A 16,105-nucleotide genomic window follows, 5' to 3' on the forward strand; every position below is an offset into this window, starting at 1 on the left:
CATCGCTAGCGTGCCTTACTACCTCAGTGCCATCTGGCAATAGTCCTTGAATTGGAGGAACGTCAATAGGAGCGGGTAGATAATCTACCACGGCATCCAACAGCAGCTGGACACCCTTATTTTTAAAGGCAGAACCACACAACAGCGGGACAATTGTGCCAGCAATTGTGCCTTTACGCAACGCCTTTTGAATCTCTGGTTCGGTTAGTTCTTCGCCTTCCAAATATTTTTCCGTCAGGGCATCATCGGTTTCTGCTACAGATTCGATGAGCTTAGTGCGGTACTCTTGGGCTACCTCCTGAAGGTTTGCAGGAATATCTGTTTCCTCAATTTCTTTGCCCTGATCGTCTTTGTAGAGGTAGGCTCGCATCCGAACTAGGTCTACAATTCCCTCAAAGTTGCTTTCAGCACCAATAGGAATCTGAATGGGGACAGCGTTTGCCCGCATGCGATCGCGTATCTGGTTATAAACTTTGTAAAAGTTCGCTCCAGTCCGATCCATTTTGTTGATAAAAGCGATCCGAGGCACCTTATACCGATCTGCCTGTCGCCATACAGTCTCAGATTGAGGCTGCACGCCTCCCACCGAGCAGAACACAGCAATCACGCCATCTAACACCCGCATTGAACGTTCTACTTCAATCGTGAAGTCTACGTGACCAGGGGTATCAATGATGTTGATTTGGTGATTTCGCCAGCTCGTGCTAATCGCAGCGGCGGTAATGGTAATACCTCTTTCCCGCTCTTGCTCCATCCAGTCAGTCGTTGCTGTGCCTTCGTGGACTTCGCCAATTTTATGAACGATACCGGAATAGAACAGAATCCTTTCTGTTGTTGTTGTCTTGCCCGCATCAATATGGGCAGCAATTCCGATGTTGCGTGTTCTCTCTAGCGGGACGGTACGTGCCACAGCTACCTCCTTCCTCTGTGCCGCATAGCTAGTAATGTGCTATGCGTTCTATCTCGTTTAAAATTGTATACTTTATTTAAGATTTTCAGCTCGTACAGACGCGAGCAAAACAGTCGCAATAACCGATCTCGCGTCTGTAGTAGTGCTTAGTATCGATAGTGGGCAAACGCCTTATTCGCTTCAGCCATTCGGTGAGTTTCTTCGCGTTTGCGAATCGCATTCCCTGTCTCATTAGCGGCATCAAGCAGCTCATTTGCGAGCTTCCCAGCCATTGTGCGGCCTGGGCGAGAACGAGCAAACTGAATTAGCCAACGCAGCGCTAGCGCAGTTCCACGGTCAGGGCGGACTTCCATTGGCACCTGGTAGGTGGCACCACCCACTCGACGAGCCTTGACTTCCACCAAAGGGGTCGCATTCCGAACTGCTTTCTCAAAAGTCTCTAGGGGATCTGCTCCAATCCGTTCTTCGATGGTTTTTAGCGCATCATAGATAATCCCAGTCGCAATAGATTTCTTGCCACTATGCATAATCCGCCGCACCATCATACTGACAAGACGGCTGTTATACATCGAATCAGGGGGAACAGGACGCTTTTTAACAACGGTACGACGAGACATACTAAGCCTTCAATGAATAAAATACAGAATTTTTACGATCCCTCCCAATGTTCGTGCCTGAGATGGGATTTTTTTCAACAAGTCTTTGCGGGTTCTTGAGAGCCGCCTTCTACTAAGGTAGAGATTTCGCCCGACTGTGAAACTCTTCCCTACCTACATTGAGGACATTGAGGTTTTCCCTAAATGCCAGCAACGGTTGTCTCCCTGGCGCATTAATTTCCCAATTTTTTGGTTTGAGGAACTGAAGCAACCTTCTACGGATTTGGATACATCCTACTGGATTCGCATACACTCGCTTTAACGGGTGCTTATCTACGTGTTTACAACATCTCTGATGCGTCTTCCCGCACGGAATCCAGTAAAAACATCCTCAATTCAACTCTACCACCTATACCGGGGGTTCATCGGCATCCGCTCGTAAGCGGATATCTTCACACATTTCCTGTGCAATTGGCACGAGATTTGGGAGCTTTCGAGCCGTATGAGCGTTTTGTCTTTTCTGCAAAACGGAAGCCATCAATTGTGACTGTACCAATGCAGATAGGCACTCCGCTTACTTTGCCTTGGGACGTTTTGTACCGTACTTAGAACGACCCTGACGGCGATCCTTAACCCCGGCGGTATCTAAGGTTCCGCGAATAATATGGTAACGGACTCCGGGCAAGTCCTTAACCCGTCCCCCCCGAATCATCACAACCGAGTGTTCTTGCAAATTGTGACCGATGCCAGGAATATATGCCGTTACTTCAAAACCTGAAGTCAAACGGACTCTTGCCACTTTCCGCAGGGCTGAGTTTGGCTTTTTAGGCGTCGTTGTATATACTCTGGTGCAGACACCACGACGTTGCGGGCAGCTTTTTAGGGCTGGTGACTTAGTTTTCTTCTGTGTACTTAGGCGCTCGTTACGAATGAGCTGCTGGATTGTGGGCATGAGTTACTGGGGTTACTGAATCCTTGCTAGTTCCAAATGCAGACAAATTCTGAGTGTATCATCTGTCAGGGGTTCTGTCAATTTAAAGGAGCTGGAGATTAAGCTTCTGGGGTGGCAGAGTCGGCAAGCGGCTCATTAATAGAGAAAGAATTACCGCAACCACAACTTTCTTTAGCGTTTGGGTTGTGGAAGCGAAACCCGCCACCCATGAGATCCTCTGAGTAATCTAAGGTGAGACCATTGAGGTAGGCTAGGCTTTGAGCATCAACCAATACTCTAATGCCATTGCATTCATACAGTCTATCGTCCGGCTTCACAGCTTCATCAAAGCTGAAAGTATAGGAAATGCCAGAACAACCACCTGATTGAACTGCTAGACGAAATAATAGAGCGTTGGCGTTTTGACGCTTGGATTGCAAACGCTTTATTTCACTAGCTGCTGCTTGAGTGAGATCGATAGTGGACTGAGTGAGTTTCACAGAGCTTTCTATAGAGTGCTGAACCAATGCTACAGCCGGTTGCGGGAAAGCTTGTCAATTTTTAAAGGAGAAAACGAGCGTTCGGTGTTCCAGCTTGGTAGTTTTGCTACTTGTACCTCAGGATGCTTGATTTTTATCACCCCAATAGATAATAACTTGGTAGCAGAGTCTGTTCTTCACTTCTTGATTAGAAAAAGCAGAACTAGAAGAAACACTCCCATAACCAACCAAGACATCAAGTTGTTGTCATTCCCAAAAATTGATATGAATCCTGAAACTCCCTCTTCTGAAAGTAGGCTTGAATCTGAAAATCCTTCAGTAGAAGTCAATGTACAAAACGTAGAAGCAATACCTTCGGAGTTACAAGTGTCGTCTACTCAAGCCTATACTGGGCAAGTGCAGCAGGTGTGGGCACAAATCGCTAGGTTTTTAGAAAAGATGCCAAGTTATGCGGGCAACTTTTTTTCCTCCTACCAGCGATCGCTCGTTACCCTTGGACTACTCTTAGCAGTGTTAGTTACATTAAGGATAACAGTGGCTTTGCTAACGGCGATTCATAGCTTGCCGTTGATAGCGCCAACCCTACAGCTGATTGGCATCGGATATACGGCTTGGTTCGTTTATCGTTACTTACTTACTGCTGAAAGCCGCAAAGAACTATCTCAAGACTTCCAGACCTTAAAACAGCAAGTTTTGGGCAGAGGAGCTTCAAACACCTAAGCGTCCTAATCTTCGATTCGACTGAATTTGTTTAGCCTGTGTAGGCAGGCTAAGTTTCTTTATAGCCGCACCTGAAGGGGTCAGGCTGGAATCATGACATACGCAAAAACTGCGTTAGCAAAGGGTGGGCGAAGCGCAGTTGCTCTTGGTAGCAACCTCGGCGACTCCCGCGCCACTCTAGAGGCTGCTCTAGAAACGCTGAACCGAACTCCTGGAATTACTCTGCAAGCCCAGTCTAGTTGGTATCAAACGAAGGCTGTAGGGCCACCTCAACCAGATTATTTGAATGGTTGTGCCCTGCTGCACGTTCAGATGAAGCCTCAGCAATTGTTAGAGACGCTGTTGGCAATTGAAGATCGCTTTGGTCGCGTCCGTCATGAGAACTGGGGGGCGAGAACACTTGACCTTGATTTATTGCTCTTTGATGATGTGATTTTGGACACTCAGGGTGGGGAGGTTCCGCCTCTCCAGTTGCCTCACCCTCGGATGAGAGAAAGAGCGTTTGTGCTGGTGCCTTTAGCGGAAATTGCACCAGATTGGCTCGATCCAGTTTCTGGATGTGCGATCGCGCAACTCGTTCAGGCTGTAGACTGTTCAGAAGTCCGTCGTTTGTAGTTTCCTATGGCACTGGGTCAAGAACCCCCTGAAGTCCTCAAACAACGCTTGTTCTACCAGGGGCGTAAATTTAATTTTGAAGTCAGCCGTCTGCGCCTCCCGAACCAAGTAGAGGGAGACTGGGAATGCATTCGGCATCCTGGTGGTGCGCTTGCTGTTCCTGTAACCTCAGAAGGGAAGTTAATCCTATTGAGGCAGTATCGTTTTGCTGTACAGGGGCGTCTTTTGGAGTTCCCGGCTGGAACGATAGAACCGAATGAAGCTCCAGAGGAGACTATTAAGCGCGAAATTGAAGAAGAAACCGGATATCGCGCTCACAAATGGCAAAATTTAGGTAAGTTTTCCCTTGCTCCCGGTTATTCAGATGAATTTATCTACGCTTTTTTAGCGCAAGATTTAGAACGTTTGGAGATACCTCCCAGTCAAGATGTTGACGAAGATATTGAAACGATTTTGATGACTCCCCAGGAATTAGAGCAAGTAATTCTGGCGGGTGAACCAGTAGATGCTAAATCGATTTCTAGTTTTTTCTTAGCTCGTCCTTTTTTACAATAGTTCGTTAGGTTAAAGTCTGCGACTACACAAAATTAGCCAGTTTAAGCTGGCTAATTTTTTATATTTTAATAGCCAGATATAAGATTATTTCAATTCTCAATTAGGTGCGATACATCAGTAGGGACATGGCATTGCTATGTCTCTATTGAGCATTAGAACTGCAATATATTCCACCCACCTGAGAAACGCTATATAGGAATCTTGTTTGATTTGTAAGATACCAGCGGTTCAGATCCGCGACTTTAAAGAAGTCGCGGATCTTGCCTTCACGAATCATTGAGGATTGCTATAGCCGTTTAGTTTGCAGTCACTCGCAGGAGTGATACACACGGTGTTGTCACCTTTTAAACTGTCAAACATAAGCGAGTTATTTGAAAAGCAAGGATTGAATGTCTGACCTGATTTTGTTTTGGCACCGCCGCGATTTACGCATTTCGGACAATCTAGGATTGGCTGCTGCACGGCAGCAAAGCCCAAAGGTAGTAGGGGTTTTCTGCTTAGATCCGAATATTTTGAACAGGGATGATGTGGCACCGGCAAGAGTGACTTATATGATTGGCAGTTTGCAGTCACTGCAAGAACGCTACGCAAAGGCTGGTAGTCAATTGTTGATCCTTCATGACAATCCGACTCAAGCAATCCCAGCTTTGGCGGCGGCGCTGAATGCGAAGGCTGTATTCTGGAATTGGGATGTCGAGCCTTATTCAAAAGAACGCGATCGCACTATTAGCGAAGTCCTGAAAGAAAAGGGTATTTTTGTCCAAAATCACTGGGATCAGCTATTACACGCACCAGAGGAGATTCGCTCAGGTTCTAATCAGCCGTACACGGTTTATACTCCGTTCTGGAGAAATTGGAGTAGTAAACCCAAGGCTAAACCCGCACCAGAACTCCAAAATGCCGAGGGACTTACCCCAGAAGAACAGCAGAAAGCACAACAAGCGGGTGCGGGTGAACTGCCTACAGCTCAGGATTTAGGATTTTTTTGGGAAAACGAACTGGTGAGTGCGCCAGGGGAAAAGGCGGCGCAAGAAAAGCTGGCAGCCTTTTGCGATCAAGCGATCGCAGAATATAAAGAACAACGGAATTTTCCAGCAGTTAGCGGCACCTCTCAACTCAGCGCCGCTTTGAAATTTGGCGTAATCGGCATTCGCACCGTTTGGGATGCCACGCTAAAGGTGTTAGAACACAGCCGCAGCGATGAAGAAGACACCCATATCCGCACATGGCAACAAGAACTAGCATGGCGAGAATTCTATCAACACGCGATGTATTGGTTCCCAGAATTAGCCGAGGGTGCCTTCCGGGAAACGCTCAAAAATTTCCCTTATGACAACCATCCAGAACATTTCCAAGCTTGGTGCGAGGGGAGAACCGGCTACCCGATTGTCGATGCAGCAATGCGCCAGATGAATCAAACAGCCTGGATGCACAACCGCTGTCGGATGATTGTTGCCAGTTTTCTCACTAAAGACTTGCTGATCGATCCGCGCTTGGGGGAAAAATACTTCATGCAAAAGCTTTATGACTGGGATCTTTCTGCGAACAATGGCGGCTGGCAGTGGAGTGCTTCTAGCGGGATGGACCCCAAGCCAGTCCGAATTTTTAACCCAGCTTCTCAATCGCAGAAATTCGATCCAGACGGGGAATATATCCGGAAATGGGTGCCAGAACTCAGGTCTGTAAATACAGAATATCTCGTCAGTGGGAAGATACCGGCGAATGAACGCGATCGCTGTAATTATCCCGCCCCGATTGTGGAACACCAGCTACAGCAGCGTCTGTTTAAACAGCGCTATCAGCAGCAAAAAGAAGCACTAGGGGATAAAGATAAAGAGTAAGCGTCTGGTGGACAGTGCCCGCCGGACAAGCGTGCTTTCAATACCCTAAAGTGTCACAATAACCACAGCCAATCCTTCAATCAAGAAGATGATTTGAGTATTCATCTTTAGGGTGGCTGCTGATGTCATCTTCACATGACCGCTCCATCAACATTAAAGTAACGATTAGCAATTCGCAGCCTCAGTTATTGGAAGGACTGGATGTTTGGCTGCGCTTGGGTTTGATTTCTGAGGCTCAGGTTAACGATTTAAGTCAAAAATACTTGGTTTGTGCGTTGCCACCCGCTGCGGTAACGCCCAAACCAACGCCTGAAGTAACGCCTCAAATTACGATATCTTCTGATTCGCAGTTACTACCAGCTGCTGCTGGTAGGAATGCTTCTCGCCAACATCCCAAAGCGATCCCAGGGGTATGGCAGTCGCTGATGGCAGAACTCAGCGTCCGGTGGCTGCTGTTTTTGGGAGTGTTCATGGTGGTGGTGTCCTCCGGGGTGCTAGCCGCCACTCAATGGGAAAGATTTCCTGCTGCTGGGCAGTATGGGGTTTTATTCGCGTATACCTTGATTTTTTGGCGGGTAAGCGCTTGGGCGAATCGCCAACCCAGTTTGCAATTGACGGCGCAGACGTTGCAAATTGTCACCCTACTGTTAATGCCCGTGAATTTTTGGGCAATGGATAGCTTTGGGTTGTGGCAGAATCCCGTCAATCTGATAGTAGTTGCGATCGCATCCATTCTTCTGACAGCGATTACTTTCCAATTATTGAAAAATTGGCGATTGGCGGCTTCTAGACGGCTGAAGCTCCTGGAAGCGTTGCCAGCATTAAATATTTTGGGACTCAGTTACCTGCATTGGGGCTGGAATTTGTCAGGCTTTCCCGTCATCGCCATTTATCTGGGAATGGTGGGAACGTCCCTACTCACGTTCTATCAAGTTCGTCACCGACAGCCTGCGGGGACTATCGAAAAAAAGGGAATCGGGATCGAGTTGCCAGCCGGGGTGGTGATTTATGCCTTGGTGGTGCTGCTGGTACGAGCAATTTTTATTGTCCAAGTCCCTGTAACGCAGTTGGGATTAGCCCTTGGCATCTGTGGCTGGCTGGTGGCGTGGTTATCGCAACAGCAACCGGAAACATCCACCCAATCACCCCAATTGCAGTGGGAGAAAGTGGGCATTAGTTTGTTGTGCCTTGGTTGGTTGGTTTCGGTAGGAACAACGGTTCCCTGGCAAGCAACAGCGGTTAGCGGATTGGGTTTGTGGTTTTTCTTCAGCCGATTGCAGCGTTTTTGGCTACAGGTTGATCTGGCAGCATTTTTAGGGATTGGCTTACAGACGATTTGGCTGGTTTGGCGGTTAGTTCCTGCTTCCGTGCAAGAATGGGCGATCGCAACTGGCACTCAACTGACGGGTTCGGAAACAGTTCCTTGGGCTTTGCTGAGCCTGGTTTTATTTCCCTACATTATTTTTATCGTCGGGGTAAGCGATTGGCTGCATCGAGCTTCTAAGACCGATTTAGCCACTTTTGGCGAACAACTGGCACTCACTTTTGGGGCGGTGCTGAGTTTAATTAGTTTACTAAATCCCACATTGCGATCGCTCAATCTGTTGTTTTCGACTGTGACACTGGCAATTGTGACACAGCGCCGACTTCCCACTAGGGTCAGTCTGGTGTATTCCACTCACTTGGTGGGGTTGCTGACGCTATTCTCTACAATTGACCGCTTTTTTCCCAATCTGCCCCAAGAAGTTTGGGCAAGCATTTTGTTGGCGGTGATGGTTGCCGAATGGACGCTTCACGTCCTCCTACCCTCCTCAGCACTTCTGTGGAAGCAAAGTGCTTGGCACATCGGTTTAGGGCTGGCGGGACTCAGTTATCAATTATTGTTAGCAAATGTTTCCTTATTCGGGGACGATGCCTTTAGCCGTCAGCAGTGGGCAATTTTCTGGCTAATTACACCTTTGGCATTAACCGGAGTTGCCAGTCAAACTGCTGGAAAGCAACGCACATTGGCGAGTTGGTTGAGTGTCGCCAGTTTGGGAATGCTACAAATTCTCACATTCGTGCTACCTGGAGGTAGATTCATTAGCTTAGGAATGGCAACTGGGCTGATGTTGGTGAATACGCGCTATTTGCGGCATCTGGCAGCAGCCGTCATTACAGTCGGGTTTAGCCTGAGTTTTCTCGGTGTGCTGCTGGGGGATGGCGTGCCTGGAGTGCCGCCCCTTTCGGTACCGGGTTGGTTTTTAGCCGGAGCGATCGCGCTGGTGGGTTTATGGCTTGCCAGAACCTGGCTGATGCATCGTCATGGGACGTTAGCGGCACTTTATGCACAAGCGGTTGAGGGTTGGGCGATCGCGTTATGTAGTTTTGAGCTGTTGATGCTAACGGTGCATTCGCTTTTTGTCTACCAAGGGGTTGCTTCTCCCGGTGGGGAATATTTACTTGCGGTTACGTTGACAATTGGGGCGATCGCTTATCGCAGTTGGCAACAGTCGAATCATTGGGCATTTTATGGACTGGGTTGGGGTTTAGAACTGTTGACAGCCGAGACGCTGGGCTTCTTGGAACACTCGGTGATGAATTTAGCGATCGCAAATATCGTCTTAGGTTTAAGCACGCAGCTTTTGGGAGAAGCATGGCGGCGGCGATCGCAAATCGAAAGTGTTCCGAACAGGTGGCATATCCTGCCGCTACTATACGGCGTGTTGGGGGCACTTCTGCGGTGGGATACTTTTACCAGTTGGACGGGATTGTGTACGCTTGCGATCGCGTTCATTACGATTGGAGTTGGCAGACGACGGCAGGAACTTAAACCCATCCTCTATTTGGGACTTCTAGGAGTATCCATTTCTGCCTACGAACTTTTGTTCTATCAACTTTTACAAGCATCAGGTGGAGCTTTGGGCGATGGATTCATTGTCATGTCCGCCCTCGGCACCAGCATCATGTATGCCTATCGCCTGCTATTCCCCTGGCTTCTAAATTACTTACACCTTACTGCTGAAGAACTGAAAGTAATTGCCCATCTTCATTGGGCTTGGAGCAGTTGCTTACTCATCGCGGCGATTGGTAATCCCATTGCAGCTAGCCGAATTCTCGGATTAGGAACTGGCTTGTTTTTAATCCGATACGCGATTTTTCAAGGTCGCAGATTTCCCCTTTCTTCCCTCCCAAAAAACAGGGAAAGTTCCCAAGTCCCTTTAAAGACAGAGGAAAATTCAGCACCTTCTTTATTCAGTGAAAACTGGAGGATTACCATTGCAGAAGTCTGGGTTTACCTAGGTTTATTAGAAGTAGGTGTCATCAGAATATTTTGGTTTTATACAGCCATTGGGCAGTTCTGGGCTGGGCCATTAGTTCCCTGGAAAGCCCCGATTTCTTGTGTTTGGGCTTATTTTCTGTATATTTTGCCTTGGGAGAAGTGGGGATGGCCTAAAAGACCTTGGCTGCACGCGGCATATATTCTGCCACTGGTGATGATTTGGGAAACCAGAGTAGAAATTCACCCGATTAGCTTGCTGATAACAGCGGCATTTTATATCTTTATTACCAAATTATCCAATCAAATTCGCTTTACTTATATCAGCCTAGCACTGATTAATTGGGCACTTTTTCGGTGGTTTTTGGAATTACAATTTTTCGATTACTTGTGGTACGTTATGCCGATTGGCTTATCCTGGCTGTATATTGCCCAAGTCGATTCTGGGTTGACGCTACCAAAACGCAAACAGACTCGCCACCTATTTCGTTGCGTAGGTGCTGGGGTAATTTGTGGAGCGGCATTTTTGCTACACCAAGAAACTGGATTGATACCGGGAATTTTGAGTATTTTATTCATTTTTGCTGGATTAGCTTTCCGAGTCCGGGCATTTCTCTACGTTGGTACCGCCACTTTTTTACTGACTGCTTTTTATCAGTTGGTGATTTTTGTTTTCCGTTACTCCTTTTTCAAGTGGGTGATCGGGTTGATAGTGGGTATCAGTTTTATCTCGATTGCCGCTAATTTTGAAACTCGACGCGATCGCTTTATCGCTTTGGTTCGGCACTGGCTGTCGGAATTGGAACAATGGCAATAATTTCCTTTCGTTCAATCCCACTCATCTAATCCCAAAACGATTCCCAAAACGATTAAATCTAGACTTGCTTGCTTCCATCCATCAGGTGTCTCTTGGCTAACTTAGACATTTGGTAATTGCGTGGCATAATGAAGTATTTGCTTGCCTTATACGATTTGCCCTGTAAATTTACTTGGTTTTCAGATGGGAAATCGTCCCTGAGGATAAGCCGCTGGATTGAGGCGCTGTCCCTAGTCTGGGCGGGCGTACAGCCTGCAATTTAGCAAAATTCAAGAAAACAAAAACAGGAGCGCGAGGCGAACGTGAAGGTTTTGGTTGTTGGCAATGGGGCACGCGAACACGCCCTGGTATGGAAACTGCTGCAATCTCAACGCATTCGGCAGATAGTCTGTGTTCCTGGAAACGGCGGCACAGCTTCTCTGGAGCGTTGTCAGAATCTCCCTTTAAGTGTTGATGATTTTGAGGGAATAGCACGATTTGCTCAAGTGAATAACATCTCGCTGGTGGTCGTCGGGCCTGAAGCCCCCCTGGCTTTGGGGATCGCAGATTACTTGCAACGCCAAAATCTCAAGGTGTTTGGTCCCACCAAAGCGGGAGCGCAAATTGAGGCGAGTAAGTCTTGGGCAAAGGATTTGATGCGGGAAGCGGGTATCCCAACCGCCAACTCAGAGGTGTTTACAGAGCCAGAAGCTGCAAAAGCTTATGTAGCAGCGCAAGGGGCACCGATTGTTGTTAAAGCCGATGGTTTGGCAGCGGGTAAGGGTGTTACGGTAGCGGCAACGGTGGAAGAGGCATACTCTGCGATCGCAGATTTATTCTCCAGTCGAGTCAAGACTGTAGTAATTGAAGAATATTTAGTGGGTCAGGAAGTCTCGGTTTTGGCGCTGTCGGATGGCTTGACCGTTCGCCAGTTGTTACCGGCTCAAGATCACAAACGCATCGGTGAGGGCGATACAGGGGCAAATACGGGCGGAATGGGAGCCTATTGTCCTGCTCCCATCCTGACACCTGCCTTGAGTGCGCGAGTTCAGAAAGAAATTCTGGAGCCGACTGTTGCCGCTTTAAAAGAGAGGGGCATCGACTACCGGGGTGTCCTTTATGCTGGATTAATGATTACCCCCCAAGGCGATCCGAAAGTTTTGGAATTTAACTGTCGTTTCGGCGATCCGGAAACGCAGGCGATCTTACCTTTACTCGAAACCCCTCTAGAAGACTTACTGGTTGCCTGCGTTGGACAAAAACTCGCCCAACAGCCTCCTATTGCCTGGAAATCAGGCGCTTCCGCCTGTGTCGTTGTAGCGGCGGGGGGTTATCCAGAAAGCTTTAAAAAGGGTCATGTCATTACCGGCATTGAGCAAGCCGAGACAGCGGGAGCGCATGTGTTTCATGCGGGCACTCAGAAGAAGCAGCAACAAGTGGTGACAGAAGGCGGTCGGGTGTTGGGAGTCACCGCCATTGGAGAGGATTTTGATGCAGCGATCGCTCAAGCATACGCGGCGATTAATTGCATTGAGTTTGAGGGGATGTACTACCGACGGGATATTGGTTATCGCGTCCGCACGGCAGGGAAACTTTAGCGTTTAACGTCATGTGCAACTGCAATCCAATCGCTCCTCGTTTCCAAAGCTCTGTAGCCTAAGCTAGAGAGTTTTGGAAAGTTGCACATCACGTAAATCTTTAAATTTCTTCAAAATCTTAGTCAAGCTGCATCCAAAGATACATGAGAGTTCCAGGGGGAACTTGAGAAAATAGAAGTGGATAAATATAATTGAGAAACGTTCAAAAATCCACCTATCCCTGGGAAGAATCCTCTACAATTTTTGATAAATCTCTAATTTTTACCATTTTTAGTGGCAAATTTACCTTGCTGGCTCTATTAAAAACCCTTCGAGAAGTTATTGCCCATTGGTGGTCTGAGTTTACTCTCCAGACGCGCCTGATGGCGGCTGCTACCTTAGTCGTCTCCTTGGTGATGAGCGGTCTGACCTTTTGGGCAGTGAATACAATTCAGCAGGATGCTCGGCTGAATGATACTCGCTTCGGGCGCGACCTGGGTTTGTTGTTGGCGGCGAATGTCGCGCCTCAGATTGCTGAAAAGAATCTGACGGAGGTGGCACGTTTTTCTCACCGCTTCTACAGCAGCACCTCCAGCGTGCGCTATATGCTCTACGCCGACGAAACTGGCAAAATCTATTTTGGAATTCCTTTCTCTGAGTCCGAGGTACAAAACTCGCTGACAATTCAGCGTCGGATTCAATTGCCAGAGGATTACGCTGATAATTCCGACTTACCAATGGTGCGTCAGCACCTAAGTCCGGATGGGGAAGTTACGGATGTCTTTGTTCCCCTGTCGCACGATGGCAAAAATTTAGGGGTTTTGGCAATTGGGATTAACGCCAATCCAACCGTGGTGGCGTCGTCCCATCTGACACGAGATGTCACGATTGCGGTATTTATTTCCATTTGGGTGATGGTGATTTTGGGGGCTGTTTTTAATGCCTTAACCATTACTCAGCCAATTAAAGAACTTCTCGTTGGGGTTAAAAATATTGCCGCTGGCAACTTCAAGCAACGAGTTGACCTGCCACTCGGAGGAGAACTGGGCGAACTGATTTACAGTTTCAACGAGATGGCAGAACGGCTGGAGAGTTATGAAGAGCAAAATATCGAGGAACTGACAGCAGAGAAAGCCAAGCTAGAGACGTTGGTTTCTACGATTGCTGATGGAGCGGTGCTGATAGACACCAACTTTCAGGTGATCTTAGTCAACCCGACAGCGCGACGAATTTTCGGGTGGGATGGCGTTGATGTGGTGGGATCTAATGCTCTGCATTGCTTGCCTTCTCCAGTAAACTTGGAGCTAGCGCGACCCCTGCATCAAATTGTTGCTGGCGAATGCGAAGGGGCAGAGTTTCGGGTGACGCTATTCCAACCGGCGAACCGCACCGTCCGCATTCTCCTAACGACCGTCCTCGACCAGTACCGGGAAACCATCAAGGGAATTGCGATGACGGTACAGGATATTACTCGTGAGGTAGAGCTGAACGAGGCGAAAAGCCACTTTATTAGCAATGTTTCCCACGAATTGAGAACGCCGCTTTTTAACATCAAGTCGTTTATTGAAACGCTCCACGAATACGGCGAAGATTTGACAGAAGAGGAACGTCGGGAATTTTTAGACACTGCGAATCGAGAAACAGACCGCCTGACTCGCCTAGTAAATGACGTTTTGGATTTATCTAGGCTTGAGTCGCACAAGCGCTATCACTTTGAGCCTGTAGATATTGCCCAACCTGTGGAGCAAACGCTGCGGACTTACCAGCTAAACGCCCGCGATAAAGGAATTGAACTCATCCAGGAGATTGAACCGAATTTGCCAGCAGTCTGGGGCAACTATGATTTGTTGCTCCAGGTGTTTGCTAACCTGGTCGGTAACGGCCTGAAGTTTACTGAGACAGGCGGACGGGTGGCAATTCGCGCCTATTTGCTGGAGTCGAGGGATGAGCGGAGTCAAGGCGGAGTCTTCCCTTCCGGCGCAGAGGAACGCGGGAAAATTCCTGCAACGAACAATCCCAAATTAGTGCGGATTGAAATTTCTGATACGGGAATCGGCATCGATACAGAAGACCAAGAGGCAATCTTCGATCGTTTTTTCCGAGTAGAAAACCGAGTTCACACCCTTGAAGGAACAGGTTTGGGTTTGTCAATTGTTAGAAATATCATTGAGAAGCATCACACCAGGGTTCACTTGGTTAGCGAGGTCGGCGTCGGTACAACTTTCTGGTTTGACTTGACGGTTTTTCAAGAAGCAGCACCCGTTGAGGAGTTGCCTCTAAAAGAAGCAAAAGAAGCTTCAGGAACCAGTTCGGTTACGGCGAAGGTTGTCTAGATTATTTGCTTGCATAGAAAGCGATCGCTAAACTTACGACGATGAGACCGAATAGCAGCAGCAAAGGCTGGTTTCGCTGACACCAAAGTTGAAGCGAGTGACGCCAGCCGAGACTATAGCGAGTTGCAGTCATCGGGTGAGATTCTTGAGAGCGATCGCTATACATCGTACATTCTTTGGCGTAAGGACGCTTGGAAAACGTACAGGTATCATCTTCGTGGTAAGTACAGGTATCGCACAGAAATTTCTCCCCCGTTGCTCGATGTAGGGGAATGCCAGGATGACCGTAGGCTTTTAGCTCGGTTCGGCAATAAGGGCAGGTCGTTACCTGGGCATTGACGGGTTGATGGCACTTTGGACAGTTCGGCATGGATAGCAGCACGGTAATTCTGGGTCTGTATCCAGTCAGCAAGTCGCAATCTAGAAAGACCTCTAGATCCAGTTTAAGCCTGGGGAAACTTTCGGATTTGATATTCTGCTAACTGAACGATGGGAAAAGCCTCTCCCATCGCTTGGATAAACTGCTGCTCGATTTTTTCCAGGCTTTCTAGCTCAACAGACTTCCACTGTTCCCGCGTCGCCCAGCGAATGACTAAAATGACCTCTGTTGGCTCGTTCGGGTTGAGCCAGACTTCTTTACCCAAAAAACCCGGACATCTGGCGAGGAAAGCCGTCCAGATTTCGCTATCCTTCTGAATGTATTTTTCCCGCAGTTCGGGGGCGACTCTTACCTGAAGCCACTCAATTACCATGAGCTGGAGTATAAGCTGCTTTGAAGCTGTAAATAGACTCTTCAATCATCCATCAGACAGATTGATTTTGCCACGAGCAAAGTCTGGAAGATAGGCGGCAGTTGTTGAGAGAATGTCACAAAATAGAACTGTAGGTGAAAAATCGGTAAGATTTTAGCACCGCTTTATGATACGTGTTTAGCCGCTCAAAGTCGCGGCGGAGTGACAGGAAGGAAAAATGGATAATAACAACTGGCTTAAGCAGCTACTAATGATGGGTGTGGGGACTACGTCTTTGGTAGCCGACAAAATCCGCGAAGTGAGCGATGAATGGGTCAAGGAAGGCAAAATCAACCCCGAGCAAGCTAAGGGGATGGTAGATGATTTGATGCAGCAGCTCAAGTCAGATCAGGGGAACTTGGAGATCCAGATGCAACGGCAAATGCGGAATATGTTGCAGGATCTGGGGGTTCCTCGCCAGTCGGAAATGGATGAATTGCGGGGACGCATTGACCGGCTCGAACGTCAGGTGCGTGATATGGAAAATAAGCTCTGGCGGTAAGTAAAGCTGATAGGATTGAAAATCTAGTGGGACAATCAATTTTGGATTTTGGATGGGGAATTTTGGATTAAATCGAAAATTCTCTCAATCTAAAATCTAAAGTTTTGAGGTCTTAGAGGTACGGAGAACGGATGAATGAGAGAAATTCTAATCAGCGTTGGGGTAATGTTTACCTGTGT

General features: G+C 47.9%; 15 protein-coding genes. 8 read left to right on the plus strand and 7 right to left on the minus strand.

Going from position 1 to position 16,105, the window contains the following annotated elements:
• The 5 genes from H6F50_RS16210 to H6F50_RS16225 all read right to left on the minus strand — a co-directional run.
• Positions 1-910 (minus strand): GTP-binding protein (locus tag H6F50_RS16210; RefSeq protein ID WP_190429489.1); only part of this gene is annotated, 910 nt, incomplete at its 3' end.
• A gap of 146 nt (positions 911-1,056) precedes the next feature.
• On the minus strand, positions 1,057-1,527 hold the full coding sequence (gene rpsG, locus H6F50_RS16215; protein WP_190415409.1) for a 30S ribosomal protein S7: 471 nt from the start codon (positions 1,525-1,527) through the stop codon (positions 1,057-1,059).
• A 388-nt stretch (positions 1,528-1,915) separates the two neighbouring features.
• Positions 1,916-2,044 (minus strand): hypothetical protein, encoded by a 129-nt coding sequence (locus tag H6F50_RS27650; protein ID WP_277878243.1) that lies wholly within the window; start codon positions 2,042-2,044, stop codon positions 1,916-1,918.
• A 36-nt stretch (positions 2,045-2,080) separates the two neighbouring features.
• Complete coding sequence (gene rpsL / locus H6F50_RS16220) at positions 2,081-2,458, minus strand: 30S ribosomal protein S12 (protein ID WP_190415413.1); 378 nt, start codon at positions 2,456-2,458, stop codon at positions 2,081-2,083.
• Positions 2,459-2,556: 98 nt separating this feature from the next.
• On the minus strand, positions 2,557-2,937 hold the full coding sequence (locus H6F50_RS16225; RefSeq protein WP_347275865.1) for an iron-sulfur cluster assembly accessory protein: 381 nt from the start codon (positions 2,935-2,937) through the stop codon (positions 2,557-2,559).
• 264 nt (positions 2,938-3,201) lie between these two features.
• Between H6F50_RS16225 and H6F50_RS16230 the strand changes: the two genes are divergently transcribed.
• From H6F50_RS16230 to nblS, 7 genes are all read left to right on the plus strand, one after another.
• The gene (locus H6F50_RS16230; protein WP_190429490.1) at positions 3,202-3,657 is read left to right on the plus strand and encodes a CAAD domain-containing protein; all 456 of its coding nucleotides are present in this window, start codon (positions 3,202-3,204) and stop codon (positions 3,655-3,657) included.
• A 93-nt stretch (positions 3,658-3,750) separates the two neighbouring features.
• On the plus strand, positions 3,751-4,272 hold the full coding sequence (folK, locus tag H6F50_RS16235; protein ID WP_190429491.1) for a 2-amino-4-hydroxy-6-hydroxymethyldihydropteridine diphosphokinase: 522 nt from the start codon (positions 3,751-3,753) through the stop codon (positions 4,270-4,272).
• A 6-nt stretch (positions 4,273-4,278) separates the two neighbouring features.
• Positions 4,279-4,827: an NUDIX hydrolase gene (locus tag H6F50_RS16240; RefSeq protein ID WP_190429492.1), complete on the plus strand. Its 549-nt coding sequence runs from the start codon at positions 4,279-4,281 to the stop codon at positions 4,825-4,827.
• A 389-nt stretch (positions 4,828-5,216) separates the two neighbouring features.
• Positions 5,217-6,668 carry a deoxyribodipyrimidine photo-lyase gene (locus tag H6F50_RS16245; protein WP_190429493.1) on the plus strand — a complete coding sequence of 484 codons (1,452 nt, stop codon included), beginning with the start codon at positions 5,217-5,219 and terminating at the stop codon, positions 6,666-6,668.
• A 122-nt stretch (positions 6,669-6,790) separates the two neighbouring features.
• Entirely contained in the window at positions 6,791-10,744 is a 3,954-nt protein-coding gene (locus H6F50_RS16250) for a DUF2157 domain-containing protein (protein WP_190429494.1), read from the plus strand.
• Between the two features lie 302 nt (positions 10,745-11,046).
• A complete protein-coding gene (gene purD, locus H6F50_RS16255) occupies positions 11,047-12,321 on the plus strand; it encodes a phosphoribosylamine--glycine ligase (RefSeq protein WP_190429495.1) in 1,275 nt (424 codons plus the stop codon).
• Between the two features lie 287 nt (positions 12,322-12,608).
• On the plus strand, positions 12,609-14,633 hold the full coding sequence (nblS, locus tag H6F50_RS16260; protein WP_190415723.1) for a two-component system sensor histidine kinase NblS: 2,025 nt from the start codon (positions 12,609-12,611) through the stop codon (positions 14,631-14,633).
• 1 nt (position 14,634) lies between these two features.
• On the opposite strand, the gene H6F50_RS16265 is transcribed toward nblS, so the two are convergent.
• On the minus strand, positions 14,635-15,003 hold the full coding sequence (locus H6F50_RS16265) for a zinc ribbon domain-containing protein (protein ID WP_190429496.1): 369 nt from the start codon (positions 15,001-15,003) through the stop codon (positions 14,635-14,637).
• A 73-nt stretch (positions 15,004-15,076) separates the two neighbouring features.
• Positions 15,077-15,385 (minus strand): TIGR03792 family protein, encoded by a 309-nt coding sequence (locus H6F50_RS16270; RefSeq protein WP_190429497.1) that lies wholly within the window; start codon positions 15,383-15,385, stop codon positions 15,077-15,079.
• A 217-nt stretch (positions 15,386-15,602) separates the two neighbouring features.
• Here H6F50_RS16270 and H6F50_RS16275 point away from each other — a divergent pair, with 217 nt between their 5' ends.
• Positions 15,603-15,926: a phasin family protein gene (locus tag H6F50_RS16275; RefSeq protein WP_190415431.1), complete on the plus strand. Its 324-nt coding sequence runs from the start codon at positions 15,603-15,605 to the stop codon at positions 15,924-15,926.
• Positions 15,927-16,105: the final 179 nt, after the last annotated feature.

The sequence above is a fragment of the Coleofasciculus sp. FACHB-712 genome, from assembly GCF_014695635.1.
Lineage (GTDB): Bacteria > Cyanobacteriota > Cyanobacteriia > Cyanobacteriales > FACHB-T130 > FACHB-T130.